The organism is Streptomyces sp. NBC_01298 (assembly GCF_035978755.1).
Taxonomy (GTDB): Bacteria; Actinomycetota; Actinomycetes; order Streptomycetales; family Streptomycetaceae; genus Streptomyces.
Map to the genome: position 1 here is coordinate 3,887,910 of NZ_CP108414.1, position 18,455 is coordinate 3,906,364.

General features: G+C 67.9%; 18 protein-coding genes and 3 tRNA genes. 2 read left to right on the plus strand and 19 right to left on the minus strand.

Going from position 1 to position 18,455, the window contains the following annotated elements:
* Positions 1 to 75: 75 nt before the first annotated feature.
* The 9 genes from rpoB to OG730_RS17450 all read right to left on the minus strand — a co-directional run bounded on the left by rpoB (position 76) and on the right by OG730_RS17450 (position 9,418).
* A complete protein-coding gene (gene rpoB, locus OG730_RS17410; RefSeq protein ID WP_327305098.1) occupies positions 76 to 3,558 on the minus strand; it encodes a DNA-directed RNA polymerase subunit beta in 3,483 nt (1,160 codons plus the stop codon).
* Positions 3,559 to 4,147: 589 nt separating this feature from the next.
* Positions 4,148 to 4,531, minus strand: a complete 384-nt coding sequence (rplL, locus tag OG730_RS17415) for a 50S ribosomal protein L7/L12 (protein ID WP_327305099.1) — start codon at positions 4,529 to 4,531, stop codon at positions 4,148 to 4,150.
* 110 nt (positions 4,532 to 4,641) lie between these two features.
* A complete protein-coding gene (gene rplJ, locus OG730_RS17420) occupies positions 4,642 to 5,172 on the minus strand; it encodes a 50S ribosomal protein L10 (RefSeq protein WP_215023401.1) in 531 nt (176 codons plus the stop codon).
* Between the two features lie 281 nt (positions 5,173 to 5,453).
* Positions 5,454 to 6,332, minus strand: coding sequence for an SCO4651 family lipoprotein (locus OG730_RS17425; RefSeq protein WP_327305100.1), 879 nt, complete (start codon positions 6,330 to 6,332; stop codon positions 5,454 to 5,456).
* 166 nt (positions 6,333 to 6,498) lie between these two features.
* Complete coding sequence (gene rplA / locus OG730_RS17430; RefSeq protein WP_266905482.1) at positions 6,499 to 7,227, minus strand: 50S ribosomal protein L1; 729 nt, start codon at positions 7,225 to 7,227, stop codon at positions 6,499 to 6,501.
* Positions 7,228 to 7,310: 83 nt separating this feature from the next.
* On the minus strand, positions 7,311 to 7,745 hold the full coding sequence (rplK, locus tag OG730_RS17435) for a 50S ribosomal protein L11 (RefSeq protein ID WP_266905484.1): 435 nt from the start codon (positions 7,743 to 7,745) through the stop codon (positions 7,311 to 7,313).
* A 170-nt stretch (positions 7,746 to 7,915) separates the two neighbouring features.
* Positions 7,916 to 8,872: a transcription termination/antitermination protein NusG gene (nusG, locus tag OG730_RS17440; RefSeq protein WP_327305101.1), complete on the minus strand. Its 957-nt coding sequence runs from the start codon at positions 8,870 to 8,872 to the stop codon at positions 7,916 to 7,918.
* An 84-nt stretch (positions 8,873 to 8,956) separates the two neighbouring features.
* Positions 8,957 to 9,238, minus strand: a complete 282-nt coding sequence (gene secE, locus OG730_RS17445) for a preprotein translocase subunit SecE (RefSeq protein WP_030298162.1) — start codon at positions 9,236 to 9,238, stop codon at positions 8,957 to 8,959.
* A gap of 107 nt (positions 9,239 to 9,345) precedes the next feature.
* Positions 9,346 to 9,418, minus strand: a tRNA-Trp gene (locus OG730_RS17450).
* Positions 9,419 to 9,609: 191 nt separating this feature from the next.
* Here OG730_RS17450 and OG730_RS17455 point away from each other — a divergent pair.
* The gene (locus OG730_RS17455; RefSeq protein WP_327305102.1) at positions 9,610 to 10,836 is read left to right on the plus strand and encodes a pyridoxal phosphate-dependent aminotransferase; all 1,227 of its coding nucleotides are present in this window, start codon (positions 9,610 to 9,612) and stop codon (positions 10,834 to 10,836) included.
* Between the two features lie 259 nt (positions 10,837 to 11,095).
* Positions 11,096 to 12,115, plus strand: a complete 1,020-nt coding sequence (locus OG730_RS17460) for an adenosine deaminase (RefSeq protein WP_327305103.1) — start codon at positions 11,096 to 11,098, stop codon at positions 12,113 to 12,115.
* A gap of 56 nt (positions 12,116 to 12,171) precedes the next feature.
* Here OG730_RS17460 and OG730_RS17465 read toward each other — a convergent pair whose 3' ends face one another.
* The 10 genes from OG730_RS17465 to OG730_RS17510 form a co-directional block, all read right to left on the minus strand.
* Positions 12,172 to 12,588, minus strand: a complete 417-nt coding sequence (locus OG730_RS17465; protein ID WP_327305104.1) for a hypothetical protein — start codon at positions 12,586 to 12,588, stop codon at positions 12,172 to 12,174.
* Positions 12,589 to 12,605: 17 nt separating this feature from the next.
* Positions 12,606 to 13,661 (minus strand): UDP-N-acetylmuramate dehydrogenase, encoded by a 1,056-nt coding sequence (locus OG730_RS17470; RefSeq protein ID WP_327305105.1) that lies wholly within the window; start codon positions 13,659 to 13,661, stop codon positions 12,606 to 12,608.
* 92 nt (positions 13,662 to 13,753) lie between these two features.
* Positions 13,754 to 14,224 carry a DUF3291 domain-containing protein gene (locus OG730_RS17475; RefSeq protein WP_327305106.1) on the minus strand — a complete coding sequence of 157 codons (471 nt, stop codon included), beginning with the start codon at positions 14,222 to 14,224 and terminating at the stop codon, positions 13,754 to 13,756.
* 108 nt (positions 14,225 to 14,332) lie between these two features.
* A complete protein-coding gene (locus tag OG730_RS17480) occupies positions 14,333 to 15,811 on the minus strand; it encodes a DHA2 family efflux MFS transporter permease subunit (RefSeq protein ID WP_327305107.1) in 1,479 nt (492 codons plus the stop codon).
* 157 nt (positions 15,812 to 15,968) lie between these two features.
* On the minus strand, positions 15,969 to 16,529 hold the full coding sequence (locus tag OG730_RS17485; RefSeq protein ID WP_327305108.1) for a TetR/AcrR family transcriptional regulator: 561 nt from the start codon (positions 16,527 to 16,529) through the stop codon (positions 15,969 to 15,971).
* Between the two features lie 266 nt (positions 16,530 to 16,795).
* A complete protein-coding gene (locus OG730_RS17490) occupies positions 16,796 to 17,224 on the minus strand; it encodes a MaoC family dehydratase (protein ID WP_327305109.1) in 429 nt (142 codons plus the stop codon).
* A 1-nt stretch (position 17,225) separates the two neighbouring features.
* The gene (locus tag OG730_RS17495) at positions 17,226 to 17,702 is read right to left on the minus strand and encodes an FAS1-like dehydratase domain-containing protein (protein ID WP_327305110.1); all 477 of its coding nucleotides are present in this window, start codon (positions 17,700 to 17,702) and stop codon (positions 17,226 to 17,228) included.
* Between the two features lie 116 nt (positions 17,703 to 17,818).
* Positions 17,819 to 17,983 carry a 50S ribosomal protein L33 gene (rpmG, locus tag OG730_RS17500; protein WP_003956487.1) on the minus strand — a complete coding sequence of 55 codons (165 nt, stop codon included), beginning with the start codon at positions 17,981 to 17,983 and terminating at the stop codon, positions 17,819 to 17,821.
* A gap of 88 nt (positions 17,984 to 18,071) precedes the next feature.
* Positions 18,072 to 18,144: transfer RNA gene (locus OG730_RS17505), tRNA-Met, on the minus strand.
* Positions 18,145 to 18,192: 48 nt separating this feature from the next.
* Positions 18,193 to 18,265, minus strand: a tRNA-Thr gene (locus OG730_RS17510).
* Positions 18,266 to 18,455 lie beyond the last annotated feature (190 nt).

Consider the following 18,455-nt stretch of genomic DNA (forward strand, 5'->3'; position numbering starts at 1 on the left):
GGTCGAGTCTCAATCATGGTCTGAACGGTCCCGGGGATGACGGGGGGCTCTTGAGCGAGCCCCCCGTCAGGCCCGTCAGACCTCTTCGACGCTGCTCGGCTCACGCCGGGACAGGTCGATACCGAGCTCCTCCGCCGCGCGGAAGACGTCCTCGTCGGTGTCGCGCATCTCGATGGACATGCCGTCCGAGGACAGCACCTCCACGTTGAGGCAGAGCGACTGCATTTCCTTGATGAGCACCTTGAAGGACTCGGGAATGCCCGGCTCGGGGATGTTCTCGCCCTTGACGATGGCCTCGTAGACCTTCACGCGGCCGGTCACGTCATCGGACTTGATGGTCAGGAGCTCCTGGAGGGCGTAAGCGGCGCCATAAGCCTCGAGCGCCCACACCTCCATCTCACCGAAGCGCTGGCCACCGAACTGCGCCTTACCACCCAGCGGCTGCTGCGTGATCATCGAGTACGGACCGGTCGACCGAGCGTGGAGCTTGTCGTCGACCAGGTGGTGGAGCTTCAGGATGTACATGTAGCCGACCGAGACCGGCTCCGGGAACGGCTCGCCGGAGCGGCCGTCGAACAGACGCGCCTTGCCGGACGGGAGGACCAGGCGGTCACCGTCGCGGTTCGGGATGGTGTGCTCGAAGAGGCCGGAGATCTCGTCCTCGCGGGCACCGTCGAACACCGGGGTGGCGACGTTGGTACCGGGCTCGACGCGGTCGGCGCCGATGACCTTCAGTCGCTCGGCCCACTCCTCCGCCAGGCCGGAGACGTCCCAGCCGCGGCTGGCGAGCCAGCCGAGGTGGATCTCCAGGACCTGTCCCGGGTTCATTCGGGACGGGACACCCAGCGGGTTCAGGATGATGTCGACCGGCGTGCCGTCCTCAAGGAAGGGCATGTCCTCGATCGGAAGGATCTTGGAGATGACACCCTTGTTGCCGTGGCGGCCGGCGAGCTTGTCACCGTCGGTGATCTTGCGCTTCTGGGCGACGTAGACGCGGACCAGCTGGTTCACGCCCGGGGGAAGCTCGTCGCCCTCCTCGCGGTCGAAGACGCGGACACCGATGACCTTGCCGATCTCACCGTGAGGAACCTTGAGCGAGGTGTCACGCACCTCGCGGGCCTTCTCACCGAAGATCGCGCGGAGCAGGCGCTCTTCCGGGGTCAGCTCGGTCTCGCCCTTGGGCGTGACCTTTCCGACCAGGATGTCGCCGGCGACGACGTCCGCACCGATGCGGATGATGCCGCGCTCGTCGAGGTCCGCCAGGACCTCCTCGGAGACGTTCGGGATGTCCCGGGTGATCTCCTCGGGGCCCAGCTTGGTGTCACGGGCGTCGACCTCGTGCTCCTCGATGTGAATCGAGGAGAGGACGTCGTCCTGTACGAGGCGCTGCGACAGGATGATCGCGTCCTCGTAGTTGTGACCTTCCCAGGGCATGAACGCGACGAGCAGGTTCTTGCCGAGGGCCATTTCGCCCTCTTCGGTCGCGGGACCGTCGGCGAGGACCTGGGATTCGACGATCCGGTCACCCTCGTTGACGATGACCTTCTGGTTGACCGAGGTGCCCTGGTTCGAGCGGGAGAACTTGGCGACGCGGTACGTGGTGTACGTGCCGTCGTCGTTGGCGACGGTGATGTAGTCGGCCGAGACCTCCTGGACGACACCGTCCTTCTCCGCACGGATCGAGTCACCGGCGTCGACCGCACAGCGGTACTCCATGCCGGTGCCGACGAGCGGCGCTTCCGCCTTGATCAGCGGAACGGCCTGGCGCATCATGTTCGCGCCCATGAGGGCACGGTTGGCGTCGTCGTGCTCCAGGAAGGGGATCATCGCGGTCGCGACGGACACCATCTGGCGCGGGGAGACGTCCATGTAGTCGACGTCGTCGCCGGCGATGTAGTCGATCTCGCCACCACGACGGCGAACCAGCACGCGGTTCTCGGTGAAGCGCATGTCCTCGGACAGGCCGGCGTTGGCCTGGGCGATGACGAAGCGGTCTTCCTCGTCGGCCGTCAGGTAGTCGACGTCGTCGGTGACGACACCGTCGATGACCTTGCGGTACGGGGTCTCGACGAAACCGAACGCGTTGACGCGGCCGTAGGACGCGAGCGAGCCGATCAGACCGATGTTCGGGCCTTCAGGGGTCTCGATCGGGCACATGCGGCCGTAGTGCGACGGGTGAACGTCTCGGACCTCGAAGCCGGCCCGCTCACGGGACAGACCACCCGGGCCAAGCGCCGACAGACGGCGCTTGTGGGTGAGACCCGACAGCGGGTTGTTCTGGTCCATGAACTGCGACAGCTGGCTGGTGCCGAAGAACTCCTTGATGGAGGCGACGACCGGCCGGATGTTGATCAGGGTCTGCGGCGTGATCGCCTCGACGTCCTGGGTCGTCATCCGCTCGCGGACGACGCGCTCCATACGAGCCAGACCCGTACGGACCTGGTTCTGGATGAGCTCGCCGACGTTGCGCAGACGACGGTTGCCGAAGTGGTCGATGTCGTCGGTCTCGACGACGATCGAACGACCCGACTCACCGACGGTCTCGGTCTCACCGGCGTGCAGCTTGACCAGGTACTTGATGGTCGCGATGACGTCGTCGGTGGTGAGCACGCCGGCGTCCAGCGGCTCATCCGCGCCGAGCTTCTTGTTCACCTTGTAGCGGCCGACCTTCGCGAGGTCGTAGCGCTTCGGGTTGAAGTAGAGGTTCTCGAGCAGCGTCTGAGCGGCTTCGCGGGTCGGCGGTTCGCCCGGACGCAGCTTGCGGTAGATGTCGAGCAGCGCGTCGTCCTGGCCCTGGGTGTGGTCCTTCTCCAGGGTGGCGCGCATGGACTCGTACTCGCCGAACTCCTCGAGGATCTGCTCGGTGGTCCAGCCGAGAGCCTTCAGGAGCACGGTGACGGACTGCTTGCGCTTGCGGTCGATGCGAACACCGACCATGTCGCGCTTGTCGATCTCCATCTCGAGCCAGGCACCCCGGGAAGGGATGATCTTGGCGGCGAAGATGTCCTTGTCGGACGTCTTGTCGATGGAGGAGTCGAAGTAGACACCGGGGGAACGGACGAGCTGCGACACGACGACACGCTCGGTGCCGTTGATGACGAAGGTGCCCTTGTTGGTCATGAGCGGGAAATCGCCCATGAAGACCGTCTGAGACTTGATCTCTCCGGTCTCGTTGTTCGTGAACTCGGCAGTGACGAAAAGCGGCGCCGCGTACGTGAAGTCGCGGTCCTTGCACTCGTCGACCGAGTTCTTCGCCGGCTCGAAACGGTGGTCGCGGAACGTCAGCGACATCGACCCGGAGAAGTCCTCGATCGGCGAGATCTCCTCGAAGATCTCTTCCAGACCGGACTTGGTGGGAACGTCCTGTCCGCTCTCAAGCGCCGACTCGACGCGAGACTTCCAGGCGGCGTTGCCGAGCAGCCAGTCAAAGCTCTCGGTCTGCAGCGCCAGGAGGTTCGGAACCTCGAGGGGCTCCTTGATCTTTGCAAAGGAGATGCGCAGCGGGGCGGTGCTGGCACCGTTGTTCGTATTGGTCGAGGCGTTGCGCGAGGCGGCCAAGAGGGGGTCCTTCCGAGGGCTCGGACTCACTACGCGCGTACCGGTCCCAGCTGACACAGAAGACAAGCGCCCCCCATCTGGTCAAAAGGACCAGCTCAGGGCCGTTCAATCAAGTGTGCTCATGCGTGGGCATGCCCCTGGCGACGGGCAGGGGGCAGCTAACAGGCAGCGCAAAGGGTCAGTGTAGCCACTAGGCTCACTGATGTCCAGACCAGGTTTCCGGAAACCGGCAACAGGCCTTCCCCATGTCGTTGAAACAACCTTGCGTCCCACCCGGCTCCGCATACGGAGCGCGTAGCAGTACTGCCCTCTTCGTAGTCGATCCATGCCCGATGCGGACCCGATCCATGCCTCGGATCTCGGATCGGGCCTGCCGATCTCACGACGGATCTGAGAATTGCGCGCCGCGTCCCGTTCGTCAAGGCCCCCTGCTCCGAGCGGATCATCGAAGGACCCTGCCGCAGAGCAACGAAGATCACCCTACTCCCCAACGAGACTGGGGCAAGTCAGGCACTCCGGGTACGCCAAAGGGCGACCACCCTTACGGGTGATCGCCCTTGGTTGAGGCCTCAGAGAGGCCCCAGAGGCTTTACTTGACGGTCACAGACGCGCCGGCAGCCTTGAGGGACTCGGCAGCCTTGTCAGCGGCCTCCTTGGCGACCTTCTCGAGGATCGGCTTCGGAGCGCCGTCGACGAGGTCCTTGGCCTCCTTGAGGCCCAGGGAGGTGAGCTCGCGCACGACCTTGATGACCTGGATCTTCTTGTCGCCAGCGCCCTCGAGGATGACGTCGAACTCGTCCTGCTCCTCGACCTCGGCGGCAGCGGCACCGGCGCCACCGGCGACCGGGGCGGCGACGGCCGCGGCGGCGGTGACGTCGAACTTCTCCTCGAACGCCTTCACGAACTCGGAGAGCTCGATGAGGGTGAGCTCCTCGAACTGAGCGAGCAGGTCTTCCTGGCTGAGCTTCGCCATGATGGGCGATCCTTCCACTAAATCGGCAGGTGCCGGATGTATATAGAGGCGGGCGTAACGGCCCGCTTTGACCCACGCACTAGGCGGCGTGGATCAGTGCGCGAGCCGAATTACTCGGCACCGCCCTGCTCGGCGAGCTTGACGCGAAGCGCTTCCGCAGTGCGGACGAACTTCGACGGCAGCGCCTGGAAGAGCGAGGCAGCCTGAGACTGCTTGCCCTTGAACGCGCCGGCCAGCTTGCTGAGCAGAACCTCGCGGGACTCGAGGTCCGCAAGCTTCTTGATCTCATCGGCGGTGAGCGCCTTACCATCAAGGACACCCGCCTTGATGATGAGGTTCGGGTTTTCCTTGGCGAAGTCACGCAGGCTCTTCGCCGACTCCACCGGGTCACCGGTGATGAAGGCGACCGCGGTGGGACCAGCGAAGTGCTCGTCCAGCGCGGTGATCCCGGCCTGGTTGGCCGCAATCTTGGTCAGCGTGTTCTTCACCACGGCGTACTGGGCGTTCTCACCGAGAGAGCGACGCAGCGTCTTGAGCTGCGCGACGGTGAGACCCCGGTACTCGGTCAGCACGGCGGCGTTCGAGTCGCGGAACTGGTCCGTGAGCTCGGCTACCGCGGCAGCCTTGTTGGGCGTCGGCATAGTGCGTCGGCCTCCTTCCGGGTGATGAGGACCGCTCAGAAGGGGCATAAACACGAAACGCCCCGGCGCAGGCGCCAGGGCGTAGCTCAACCGGAACGAGTCCGGGAACTTTCCTTGAACACCTGCGCAGGACGTCCGCGGTTAGCGGATCCTTCGGCCACCGCCCTCTTGCGAGCACGGCAACGACCAGCGGTCTTTGGCTTCTCCGGAAGAGTACGGGACCGGTGCCGCGCAGAGCAAATCGGTCACCCGACGGCCCCGCGCGGCCCTGAACTGCCAGGTCAGCCCTGGTCTTCGGCCGCGCCCTTCATCATCTCGGCCAGGTCCACGACCTGGTCGGCGGGCGGCGCGGCCACATCGACCGGCTGGTTGTAGTCCAGGAACTTGATGGTCGTGTCCACCGGGCCCTTGGCCGCCTCACCGCGGGTGCGGACCTGCTTGGTGTGGTCCGACTCGTCGATCCACATGTCCAGGGTCAGGTTCTTGACGCCCTGCGCCTCCAGGGCCGTGACGGACTGCTCCTGGCGCTTCTTGGCGTCGGGGGCCGAGGAGGCCAGTGCGGCCCGCAGGTCGTCGAGGGTGACCGTGCCGCTGAGGTGCTTGGTCTTCACCCCGTCGATGGTCTCCTCGCCGACGTACTTGAGGTCCTTGGCCTTGAGCAGCTCGCCCGCCCGGTCACCGGGGTTCTCGCCGCCCTTGTTCGCCGTGCCGCCGGCGCTGTTCAGCTTCTCGGCCATGGCCGGGTCCAGGCTCTTCATGTCGAACTTGATCCACTTGCCCTCGGCGCCGATGAACATCGCCTCGTCGACGAGACGGATCTCGGCCTTCTGGCCGCCCTCGCCCGAGGTGCCCATCTTCATCGACATGGCCAAGGACGGCTTGATCCGCATGGAGACGTCACCGGAGAACTGCGCGCCCTCCGCGGTACCGGTCATCGAGTAGCGCAGGGAGGTGAGTTCCTCCGACTTCGCCTTCACCTTCTCCAGGTAGGCGGCCGGGACCACCTCCACCGCGCCCTTCCCGGCGCCCTGGCCGGCCGCTGCCTTCCCCGTGCCGTCCTTCCGGCCGCTCTCGCAGGCCGTGGCCCCACCCACGAGCAGTACGGCGGCCAGAACGGCCCCAGTGGCCTTCGTACGGTTGCTGTTGCGGTACGCGAACAAGAGTCCCCACCCCTGATGTGATCGTTTGATGAGATCCGACCCTACTGGCCGGGCCGCCGATCGCTCCGGCATTTTCCGGGCGAAACGCAGAACGGGCCCTGCTCCCCCGTGCAGGGGGAGCAGGGCCCGTTCGGGCAACTCAGGCGGGCCGTCAGGCCCGGCTCAGTCAGACCGCGGCCGGGTCTTCCTCGACGAGGAGGTTCCGGGTGCGGTTCTGGTCCAGCAGGATGCCGGGGCCCATGGTGGTGCTGAGGGCGGCCTTCTTGATGTAGCGGCCCTTCGCGGCGGACGGCTTCAGACGAAGGATCTCGTCCAGGGCCGCGCCGTAGTTCTCGACCAGCTGCTCATCGGAGAAGGAGACCTTGCCGATGATGAAGTGCAGGTTCGAGTGCTTGTCGACGCGGAACTCGATCTTGCCACCCTTGATCTCGGTGACAGCCTTCGCGACGTCCATCGTGACGGTGCCGGTCTTCGGGTTCGGCATCAGGCCACGGGGACCGAGCACGCGGCCGAGGCGGCCGACCTTGCCCATGAGGTCCGGCGTGGCGACAACGGCGTCGAACTCGTTGAGGCGGTTGCCCTTGGCGATCTCGTTGATGAGCTCGTCGTCGCCGACAATGTCGGCGCCGGCGGCTTCCGCGGCCGCAGCACGGTCACCGGTCGCGAAGACCAGGACCCGGGCGGTCTTGCCGGTGCCGTGCGGGAGGTTCACGGTGCCGCGGACCATCTGGTCGGCCTTGCGCGGGTCTACACCCAGGCGGAAGGCGACCTCGACGGTGCCGTCGAACTTCGTGGCGGAGGTCTCCTTGGCGAGACGGACGGCCTCGAGCGGGGCGTACAGCTTCTCCCGGTCGACCTTGGCGTCCGCAGCGCGGAGAGTCTTGCTGCGCTTCACTTCTGCTCCTGTGTTGTGATCAGGCATGGAGTCGTGGTGCGGACCAGCGCTTGGCCCTACCACTGTGGTGCTGGGTGGCTGAATCAGCCTTCGACGGTGACGCCCATCGAACGCGCGGTGCCGGCGATGATCTTCATCGCGGCGTCGACGTCGTTGGCGTTGAGGTCGGGCATCTTCAGCTCGGCGATCTCGCGGACCTGGGCGCCGGAAAGCTTGGCGACCTTGGTCTTGTGCGGCTCGCCGGAGCCCTTCTCGATGCCTGCGGCCTTCAGGATGAGGCGCGCGGCCGGCGGCGTCTTGGTGATGAAGGTGAAGGAGCGGTCGTCGTAGACCGTGATCTCCACCGGCACGACCATGCCACGCTGCGACTCGGTCGCGGCGTTGTAGGCCTTGCAGAACTCCATGATGTTGACGCCGTGCTGACCGAGCGCGGGGCCGACCGGCGGAGCCGGGTTGGCCGCACCGGCCTTGATCTGGAGCTTGATAAGCCCCGTGATCTTCTTCTTCTTGGGAGGCATTGCTCTCTCCGGGTCCTAGTGAGAGTTTTCGCCGCCAATCCGGTCATCCGGATGGAGGCATACCGCACCACGATAACGGGTATCGGTGCGAGGCTGAAAACCGAGCAGGTCAGACCGCCCGCGAGGGGGCAATCTGACCTGTCCGGAAGCGTGTGCCAGAAGGCTGTGGATCAGTTCTTCTGGATCTGGTCGAAGCTGAGCTCGACCGGGGTCTCGCGGCCGAAGATCTCGACGAGACCCTTGACCTTCTTCGAGTCCGGGTTGATCTCGTTGATGGTCGCCTGCAGCGTCGCGAACGGGCCGTCGGTGACGGTGACCGAGTCGCCGACCTCGAAGTCCAGGACCTCGATGGCGCGCTTGACGGCGGGCGCCGGCAGACCGGCCTCTTCCGCTGCCAGCTTGGCGGCCTTCTCCTGCAGCTCCGGGGCGAGCATCTTGACGATCTCGTCCAGGGTCAGCGGGTACGGGTCGTACGCGTTGCCCACGAAGCCGGTGACGCCCGGGGTGTTGCGGACGACGCCCCAGGACTCGTTCGTCAGATCCATGCGGACGAGAACGTAACCGGGCAGCTTGTTCTGCCGGACGTTCTTGCGCTCGCCGTTCTTGATCTGGACGATCTCTTCCTCGGGCACCTCGGCCTGGTAGATGAAGTCCTCGACGTTGAGCGAGACGGCGCGCTGCTCCAGGTTGGCCTTCACGCGCTTCTCGTAGCCGGCGTACGTGTGGATGACGTACCACTCGCCGGGCAGGAGGCGCAGCTCTTCGCGCAGGGCCTGGATGGGGTCGACCGGCTCGGCGGGCTCGGCGTCGGCGGCCTCGATGGCCTCCGCGTCGTCCTCGTCCTCGTCCTCGTCGGAGACCTCTTCGTCGGCGTCGTCGGCGTCGTCCTCATCGGACTCGTCCTCATCGGACTGGTCGTCGGCCTCTTCGGCCTCCGCGTCGTCCTCGGCCTCGGCGTCGACCTCACCCTCGACGTGCAGCGCGGCCTCTTCGGCGGCGACACCCGCCTCGGCGTCGGCGAGCTCGGCCTCGTCGGGGTCCACAGCGTCTGCAGCCTCGACGATGTCGAGCGCGTCCTCGACGGACTCGACGGAGTCGGGGCTCGCGTTCAGGTTCGGGTCAGACACGGTGGCTGCTTCTTCCTGGATACAAAAGGTGGTCGAACATGCGAAAACGGGCGGCACCCATCAAGGCGCCGCCCTCCGCGGGGATCAGCCGAAGACGAACTTGATGGCTTCCTGGAACCCATAGTCAATCACGGTCACCAGACCGATCATGATGACGACGAAGACAATCACCACAGTGGTGTACGTCGTCAGCTGGTTGCGAGTGGGCCATACAACCTTGCGGAGTTCCGCGACGATCTGGCGGTAGAACAGCGCGAGACGACCCAGAGGGCCCTTCTTGCCGCGCTTGCCGCCCTTGCGGGCCTTCTTCTCGCGAGTGTCATCCTCGGCGTCAGGCATGTCGATGGAGCCCAGGGCGTCCGTCACGTCTCTCACCTGAATCCGGGTCGTGGCCGTAGCCGCGCCCGGTTGCGCCGCACGGCACTGCATCTAAGTACGTACCTGCGCACACACGTCCGAGAAGGAGTGTGGAGCAGGGCCGGAGGGACTCGAACCCCCAACCGCTGGTTTTGGAGACCAGTGCTCTACCAATTGAGCTACGACCCTTTGCGTGTCCCAACCTACCGCATCCAGACGAGTGCACGGTGTGCTCACGCTCTGCAGCGGTTGACTTGGGCCAACGACGGTTGAGTGTACGTGGTCCGGGCCCTGACGTCGAACAGCGCCGTCCTGACAGAGTCCGTCCGGTAACTGAAACGGAGTGCGTCGCTCGTTTCGCGTCTGGGACGATTGGCCGCATGACCTCTGAAACGCCTTCCACTGAGCGCCGCGTATCCGCCCGTATCGGTGCCATCTCCGAATCCGCCACCCTCGCCGTCGACGCCAAGGCCAAGGCACTCAAGGCCGCCGGGCGTCCGGTGATCGGTTTCGGAGCGGGCGAGCCCGACTTCCCGACCCCGGACTACATCGTCGACGCCGCGGTCGAGGCCTGCCGCAACCCCAAGTACCACCGCTACACGCCGGCCGGCGGTCTGCCCGAGCTGAAGGCCGCGATCGCCGCGAAGACGCTGCGCGACTCCGGCTACGAGGTCGACGCGTCCCAGGTCCTGGTGACCAACGGCGGCAAGCAGGCGATCTACGAGGCGTTCGCGGCGATCCTGGATCCGGGTGACGAGGTCATCGTCCCGGCGCCGTACTGGACCACGTACCCGGAGTCGATCCGTCTCGCCGGCGGTGTCCCGGTCGAGGTCGTGGCGGACGAGACCACCGGCTACCGGGTCTCCGTCGAGCAGCTCGAAGCGGCCCGCACCGAGCGCACGAAGGTCGTCCTCTTCGTCTCCCCGTCGAACCCGACCGGCGCCGTCTACTCCGAGGCCGACGCCGAGGCGATCGGCCGCTGGGCCGTCGAGAAGGGCCTGTGGGTCCTGACCGACGAGATCTACGAGCACCTGGTCTACGGCGACGCGAAGTTCGTCTCCCTCCCGGCGATCGTTCCCGAGCTGGCCGACAAGTGCATCATCGTCAACGGCGTCGCCAAGACGTACGCCATGACGGGCTGGCGCGTGGGCTGGGTCATCGGCCCGAAGGACGTGGTCAAGGCCGCGACCAACCTCCAGTCGCACGCCACCTCCAACGTCTCCAACGTGGCCCAGGTCGCGGCGCTGGCCGCCGTCTCGGGCAACCTGGACGCCGTCCACGAGATGCGCACCGCCTTCGACCGCCGCCGCCAGACGATGGTGCGGATGCTGAACGAGATCGACGGCGTCTTCTGCCCGACCCCCGAGGGTGCCTTCTACGTCTACCCGGCGGTCAAGGACGTGCTCGGCAAGGAGATCCGCGGCAAGCGCCCGCAGACCTCCGTCGAGCTCGCGGCCCTGATCCTGGACGAGGCCGAGGTCGCGGTCGTCCCGGGCGAGGCCTTCGGCACCCCCGGCTACCTGCGCCTCTCCTACGCCCTGGGCGACGAGGACCTGGTCGAGGGCGTCTCCCGCATCCAGAAGCTCCTGGCGGAGGCCAAGGCCTAAGCCTGCGGCGACTCCCCAGCCACACCTGAGCGGCGGTTCCCATGCGGGGAGCCGCCGCTCAGGCATATCCAGCCCCGCCGGCGTGTGAGGCGCGAGGTCTGGGGCGGAGCCCCAGGGAACGGGGGAAGGGCGGGTAGGGGACAAACCCGGCGTCGCGGCAGCCCCCGCACCCCTCCGACCCCGCGGATTTACGTTCGAGCAAGGACCCGTTCAGGGAATCGGGCTGCCGATCGGGTGACAAGTGCGGCAGGATCAACAAATGGAGCACGTACGCGACCTCACGCTTCTGCCGAAAGCCCACCTCCACCTGCACTTCACCGGCTCGATGCGCCCGTCGACCCTGCTGGAGCTCGCCGACAAGTACGGCGTCCGCCTCCCGGACGCCCTCACCTCCGGCGAGCCGCCGAAGCTCCGCGCCACGGACGAACGCGGCTGGTTCCGCTTCCAGCGGCTCTACGACGCCGCCCGCTCCTGCCTCCGCGAGCCCGACGACATCCGCCGCCTGGTCCGCGAGGCCGCGGAGGAGGACGTGCGCGACGGCAGCGGCTGGCTGGAGATCCAGGTGGATCCCACCTCCTACGCCCCCCTCCTCGGCGGGATGATCCCGGCCGTCGAGATCATCCTCGACGCCGTCGACGCCGCCTCCCGCGAGACCGGTCTCGGCATGCGCGTCGTCATCGCCGCCAACCGCATGAAGCACCCCCTGGACGCCCGCACCCTGGCCCGGCTCGCCGTCCGCTACGCCGACCGCGGCATCGTCGGCTTCGGTCTCTCCAACGACGAGCGCCGCGGCATGGCCCGCGACTTCGACCGGGCCTTCGCCATCGCCCGCGAGGGCGGACTGCTCGCGGCCCCGCACGGCGGCGAGCTCACCGGCCCCTCCTCCGTCCGCGACTGCCTCGACGATCTGCACGCCGCCCGGATCGGGCACGGCGTACGGGCCGCCGAGGATCCCCGCCTGCTCAAACGGCTCGCCGACCGGCAGATCACCTGTGAGGTCTGCCCCGCGTCCAACGTGGCCCTCGGGGTCTACGAGCGCCATGAGGACGTGCCGCTGCGCACCCTCTTCGAGGCCGGGGTCCCGATGGCCCTGGGCGCGGACGACCCGCTGCTCTTCGGGTCCCGGCTCGCGGCCCAGTACGAGATCGCCCGCCTGCACCACGCCTTCACGGACGCGGAGCTCGCCGAGCTGGCCCGCCAGTCGGTGCGCGGCAGCGCGGCGCCCTCCGACGTACAGGACAAGCTGCTGGCCGGGATCGACCACTGGATCGCTTCGTAGGGGCGCCTCGTAAGGGGGGCCTCGTAAGGCGGGCCTCGTAAGGAAGGCGGCGCGCCTCAGCGCGTGAGCCGCAGGTCGCCCTCGTGGCAGTCGGCCCGTACCCGCGCGCCGTCCGGGAAGCCGATCTCCAGGTGGGTGCGGCCCTGCGCGGGCAGCGCGAACTCGGCCACCGATTCCACGGTGTCGCCGAGGTGGCGCAGGAAGGGGTGGTCCCCGAGGTCCTCGCCGACCTCGATGCGGCCCCACTCCCCCATGTCGTAGGGCTCGTGCGGTGTCTCGGATTCCACGATGAGGCAGGCGTCGGACCCGGTGGTGATCCGGGTGGACTCCCCGTCGCTGTCGAAGAGCCAGACGTCGAGGGGTGCCTCGGAGCGTTCGCCGTCGCTGATGTGCCAGGACGCGACGACCTTATCGATCGTGCGTCCCACCAGCCGGGTGGGGTCCGTACCGGCCCCGTGCAGGGGACAGAGCATGGGCGGGCCGGGACTCCTCAGATGCTGACGCCGACCGTCACCGGCTCGTTGACCAGGGTGACGCCGAAGGCCGCGTGGACGCCCGCGACCACTTCGCGGGCCAGGGTCAGGAGGTCTTCGGTGGTGGCCTCGCCGCGGTTGGTGAGGGCGAGGGTGTGCTTGGTGGAGATGCGGGCGGGGCCGTCGCCGTAGCCCTTGGTGAAGCCGGCCTTGTCGATCAGCCAGGCCGCGCTGGTCTTCGTACGGCCCTCGCCGGCCGGGTAGGCGGGCGGGGCGGCGTCGGGGCCGAGCCGGTCCTGGGCGCGGGCGAGGAAGGCGGAGTACGCCGTGTCGCTCAGGATCGGGTTGTGGAAGAAGGAGCCGGCCGACCAGGTGTCGTGGTCGGCGGGGTCGAGGACCATGCCCTTGCCGGCGCGCAGCCGCAGGACGGTCTCGCGGGCCTGGGCGGCGGGCACCCGGTCGCCGGCCTCGACGCCGAGGGCGCGGGCGGTCTCGGGGTACTTGATCGGCGCGGACAGGCCGCCCGCGTCCTCCAGGGCGAAGCGGACGCGCAGGACGACGTAGCGGTCGGGCCGGTGCTTGAAGAGGCTGTCGCGGTACGAGAACGCGCAGTCGGCGGCCGAGAGCGTGACGGTCTCGCCGCTGGTGCGGTCGTAGGCGACGACCTCGGTGATCGTGTCGCAGACCTCCTGGCCGTACGCCCCGACGTTCTGGATCGGGGTGGCGCCGGCCGAGCCGGGGATCCCGGCGAGGCATTCGATGCCCGCGAGCCCGGCGTCGACCACGCGGGCGACGGCCTCGCTCCAGTTCTCGCCGGCCGCGAGCTCCAGCCGGGTCCCGTCGAGCGTGAACCCGGTGGTCGCGATCCGCAGGGCGGTGCCGTCGAAGCCCTGGTCGCCGATGACCAGGTTGCTGCCGCCTCCGATGACCAGGAGCGGGGTGCCGCTCGCGTCCGCGGCGCGCACGGTGGCGACGACCTCGGCGTCGGTGGTCGCGGTGACCAGCCGGGCGGCCGGGCCGCCGAGCCGGAAGGTGGTCAGCGGGGCGAGGGGGGCGTCGTGGAGTTCCTGCACGTGGACAAGAGTACGGTCCGCGTCCCGCCGAGCAGGCGGGGCCACGGACCGTAGGCGTATCGCAGGGCCGTACGGGGCCGGATCGGCCCCTCTCAGCCGCGCCCCTCCCTCTCCTCTTCCTTCTTCCCCTCTTGCTTCTTCCCCTCTTGTTGCTTCTCCTTCTCTTCCTTCTCCTTCTCCGCCTCGGCGAGGCGGCGCTCCGCCTCGGCCCAGCTGATGGGGAGCGCGCTCGCCGGGACGGTCCAGAAGACGAACCCGGCCTCCTTCATGTAGGCGGCGGCCGCCCGGGAGCTGGAGCGGTGCGGTTCGCTGCCCGCGAAGCGGTAGAGCGCGCCGCGGTCCTCCCAGGCGGACAGGGTCAGGAAGGTGCGGCGCAGGACCCGGGCCCGCAGGGCGACCCCGTGGGCGCCGGAAGCCTTGCGCGTCTGCAGGACGATGCCGGGCGACTTCAGGAAGAACCGCAGTGCTCCGCCCAGACTCGCGGTCTCGAAGCGTGAGGCCATGACGTAGACCTCGGCTCCGGGGGCGGGCCGGGTGGGCGTGGACCAGGGAATGTCGGGCATGACGGGCCTCTCCTCTCGCGGACGTGTCGTACGGAACTTCGTGCCGGGCGGCGGCTGCGGTCCCCCCGCCGGCCGCCGCCCGGGCACGGGCCGGCGAGCGGGACCCGCTCAGACGGCCACCTTCTCGGTGTCGCGCCCGTCGGCCGGGGCCGCGCCGAGGCCGTCCGCCGGCCGGTCCGCCGTCGGCAGGGACTCCGCGGCCCGGGCCTTCTCCGCGGTCCGGCCGGGGAGCAGCAGCGCCAGGACCGCCGCCACGGCGACGGCCGCGCCGCCGATCCAGAGGGCGGGGACGGTGCCGTCGGTGAAGGTCTGCCCGGACTCGTAGCCGCCCCGGGAGGAGAAGACGGAGGCGAGGACGGCGACGCCGAGGGCTCCGCCGACTTCGCGCAGGGCGCTGTTGGCGCCGGCGGCCTTGCCCTGGTCGGCGGGGGCCACGGTGGACATGAGGGCGTTGGAGGCGGGGGCGAAGAACAGGCCCATCCCGATGCCGCTGATGATCAGCGCCGGAAGCTGGGCGGCGTAGGAGACGTCGGTGCTCAGGATCATGGCGAACCAGCCGAGGCCGAGGGCTTGGAGCGCCAGCCCGGCGACCACGACGGGGCGGCTGCCTATCCGGTCGGAGAGGATCCCCGAAATCGGGGCGGCGATCATGGGCATGGCAGTCCAGGGAAGCATGCGCAGTCCGGCCTCGGTGGGCGAGTAGCCGAGTACGCCCTGGAGGAACTGGCTCAGCAGGAAGATCGACCCGAACATCCCGACGAACATCAGCAGGCTCGCCATGTTGATGCCGAAGAAGCCCCGGTCGCGGAAGAGCCGCATGGGCAGCACCGGGTTGGCGTGGCGGAAGCCGTGGTGGATGAATCCGCCGACGAGCGCGACCCCCACGAGCAGGGCGGTGAGCACGGAGGGGCTGGTCCAGCCGTGGGCGTTGGCGTTGACCAGCCCGTAGACGATGCCGAAGAGCCCGCCGCTGATGAGGAGGGTGCCGGGGACGTCGAGCTTCGCCTGGGGGGCGGTGGACTCGCCGAGCCGCATCCGGGAGAGCGGGATGAGCGCCAGTCCGATCGGGACGTTCAGCCAGAAGATCCACTGCCAGGAGATGTGCTCGGTGAGGCTGCCGCCGATGAGCGGCCCGCTCGCCACGGCGAGGCCGGTGAGGGCTCCGTAGATGCCGAGGGCCATTCCGCGCCGGGCGGCGGGGACGGCGACGGTCAGGAGGGTGAGCGAGAGCGGCATCATGATCGCCGCACCCACGCCCTGGACGGCCCGGGCGGCGATGAGTTCGTTGATGCCGGGCGACAGGGCCGCGGCGGCGGAGGCGACGGTGAAGACGGCCGTACCTGCGATGAAGAGCCGCCGGCGGCCGAACCGGTCACCGAGGGCGGCGCCGAACATGAGGAGGACGGCGAAGGTGAGCGTGTAGGCGTTCACCGTCCACTCCAGGTCCTCCAGCTTCCCTCCGAGGTCCTCGCGGATGGAGGGGAGGGCGGTGGTGACGACGAGGTTGTCGAGCGCGGCCATGAAACTGGCGGCTCCGGTGATGACGAGCGCCCAGACAGCGGGCCCACGCAGCTTGGTGTCTTGCACGTTTCCCCCAAAACTAGTTATTGATCACTAACTTCAACGGGCATGACCGTGCCCCGCACTGCCGGGGTGGCAGCCCCGGCCGGAGCAATCGGCGCACCGGTCCCTACTCGGCCCCTGATCGGCCCCTGATCGGCCCCTGATCGGCCCCTGATCGGCCCTACTGGGGCCGCAGGCCCGGATAGCAGCCGTCCCAGACTCGGTGCTGGGCCGGGAATCCCATGGCGGACAGGGTGTTGATCAGCATTCCGTAGGCAAGGAAGGTGGTCGTCTCGGCCACGTCCGCCCCGAGCGGCACGTGGACGGTGTCCCACAGCTCCATCCAGGCGGCCCGCACCATCTCGCCGAATTCCGGCTCCCCGGCGGCTTCGGCGGCGGCGACGGTCACGTACGTCTGGAGCTGCATCTGCAACTTCTCGGGTTGATCGGCGATCAGCTTCATGTAGGCCGCGCCGAGCACCTCGACCGCATCCTCGCCCTCGACCGGAAGGGCCTTGGCGGCCTCTTCGAAGACGAGCCGGATGTCCTCCATGCACCGCGCGGCGGCGGCCAGGAAGATGGCTTGCTTATTGGGGAAGAGCCGGAACAGGTACGGCTGTGACACCCCGACGCGCTTGGCGATCGCCTCGGTGGAGGTCCCGTAGTACCCACCCCGAGCGAACTCGCGCATCGCCGCCAGGATGACGCTCTCGCGCCGCTCTTCCGCACTCATCCTTGCCATGCTTCAAAGTTAGTGCTCAATCACTAACTTGGCAAGCGTGATTCGAACCCGCCAACCCAAAAGGCCCTGACCTGCGAGTTTCCTCGCCGGCCAGGACCTTTGGGGATCTGGCGGGACCCCGAGGGGGTCCGGGGGGTCTGGGACCCCAGGACGGAATCCCGAGCGGGGACCCCCGCGGGACCCAGCGGGCCCCAGGAGGCACCCCAGCGGGGCCGAGAGGAACCCAGGAGACAACCCCAGGGGGCATCGCACCCCAGGGGGCATCCCTACGCGAGAGCAACCACCGCGCGGGACATCCCCAGCACCTTCTGCCCGGCGCTCATGGCCGTCAGGTCGACCCGCACCCGGTTGTCGTCGAGCTTGGCCGCGACCTTGGCCGTGACCTCGATCAGCGCACCCTGCCCGTCGTTCGGAACGACGACCGGCTTGGTGAACCGCACCCCGTACTCGACGACCGCGCCCGGGTCGCCCACCCAGTCGGTCACCACGCGGATCGCCTCGGCCATGGTGAACATGCCGTGGGCGATCACGTCGGGCAGCCCGACCTCGGTGGCGAACTTCTCGTTCCAGTGGATCGGGTTGAAGTCACCCGACGCACCCGCGTACCGCACCAGCGTCGCCCGCGTGACGGGGAAGGACGCCGCCGGCAGCTCGGTGCCGACCTCGACTTCGTCGTACTGGATCTTGGCAGCCATCTCAGGCCTCCTCGGGGGCGGGAGCGGCGGCGGGCTCGGGCGCCCGGGAGACGAGCTTCGTCCAGGCGGTCACCACGTGCTCGCCGGACTCGTCGTGGACCTCACCGCGAATGTCGATGATGTCGTTGCCCGCGAGCGACTTGATGGCCTCGATGGTCGAGGTGACCGTCAGCCGGTCACCGGCGCGCACGGGACGGGTGTACGCGAACTTCTGGTCGCCGTGCACGACGCGGCTGTAGTCCAGCCCCAGCTGGGGGTCGTCGACGACCTGGCCGGCCGCCGCGAACGTGATGGCAAACACAAAGGTCGGCGGGGCGATCACGTCCTGGTGACCGAACGCCTTGGCTGCTTCGGGATCCGTGTACACCGGATTGGCGTCACCCACGGCGACCGCGAATTCGCGGACCTTCTCCCGGCCGACCTCGTACGGATCGGTGGGCGGGTAGCTCCGCCCCACGAAGGACTGGTCGAGCGCCATGACTCCCTACCTCCTTGTTGAAACGATCTGTCGAAACGACACAAGGCCGCCCCCCAATGAAGGGGACGACCTCATGACGGTAAGACTGTGCCTGTTGTACGAGACTTCGCCAGTTGTTAGCGGGTCTCGCGGTGCGCGGTGTGCGAGTTGCAACGCGGGCAGTGCTTCTTCATCTCAAGACGGTCCGGGTTGTTACGCCGGTTCTTCTTGGTGATGTAGTTCCGCTCCTTGCACTCCACGCAGGCCAGCGTGATCTTCGGGCGGACGTCGGTGGCAGCCACGTGAGTGCTCCTTGACGGACAATTGGACGGATGAACGCATAAAAGAGTAGCCGATCGGGAGACCGACCCCGCAATCGGCTACTGTGTGTAGCGGCGACCGGACTTGAACCGGTGACACAGCGATTATGAGCCGCTTGCTCTACCGACTGAGCTACGCCGCTTTGATGAGATCCGCCCCCCACCCGAGGGTGGGGAACCTCTCTCACCAGAGCCCCAATGCGGAATCGAACCGCAGACCTTCTCCTTACCATGGAGACGCTCTACCGACTGAGCTATTGGGGCGAGCGAGGAAGACATTACACGGTTGCCCGCCGATCGCCCAAATCCTTTGCGGCGCCTGGGCTCGGAGCACCACCACCGACTTTCTTGATCCGCGGGAAACGCGCCTCGGACCCCTCTCTGGGCGCCTTTCACCCCGAAAGGTGTCAGGCATCACACCCGCGCCCACCCGCCCCCCACCCTGAGTCACCAG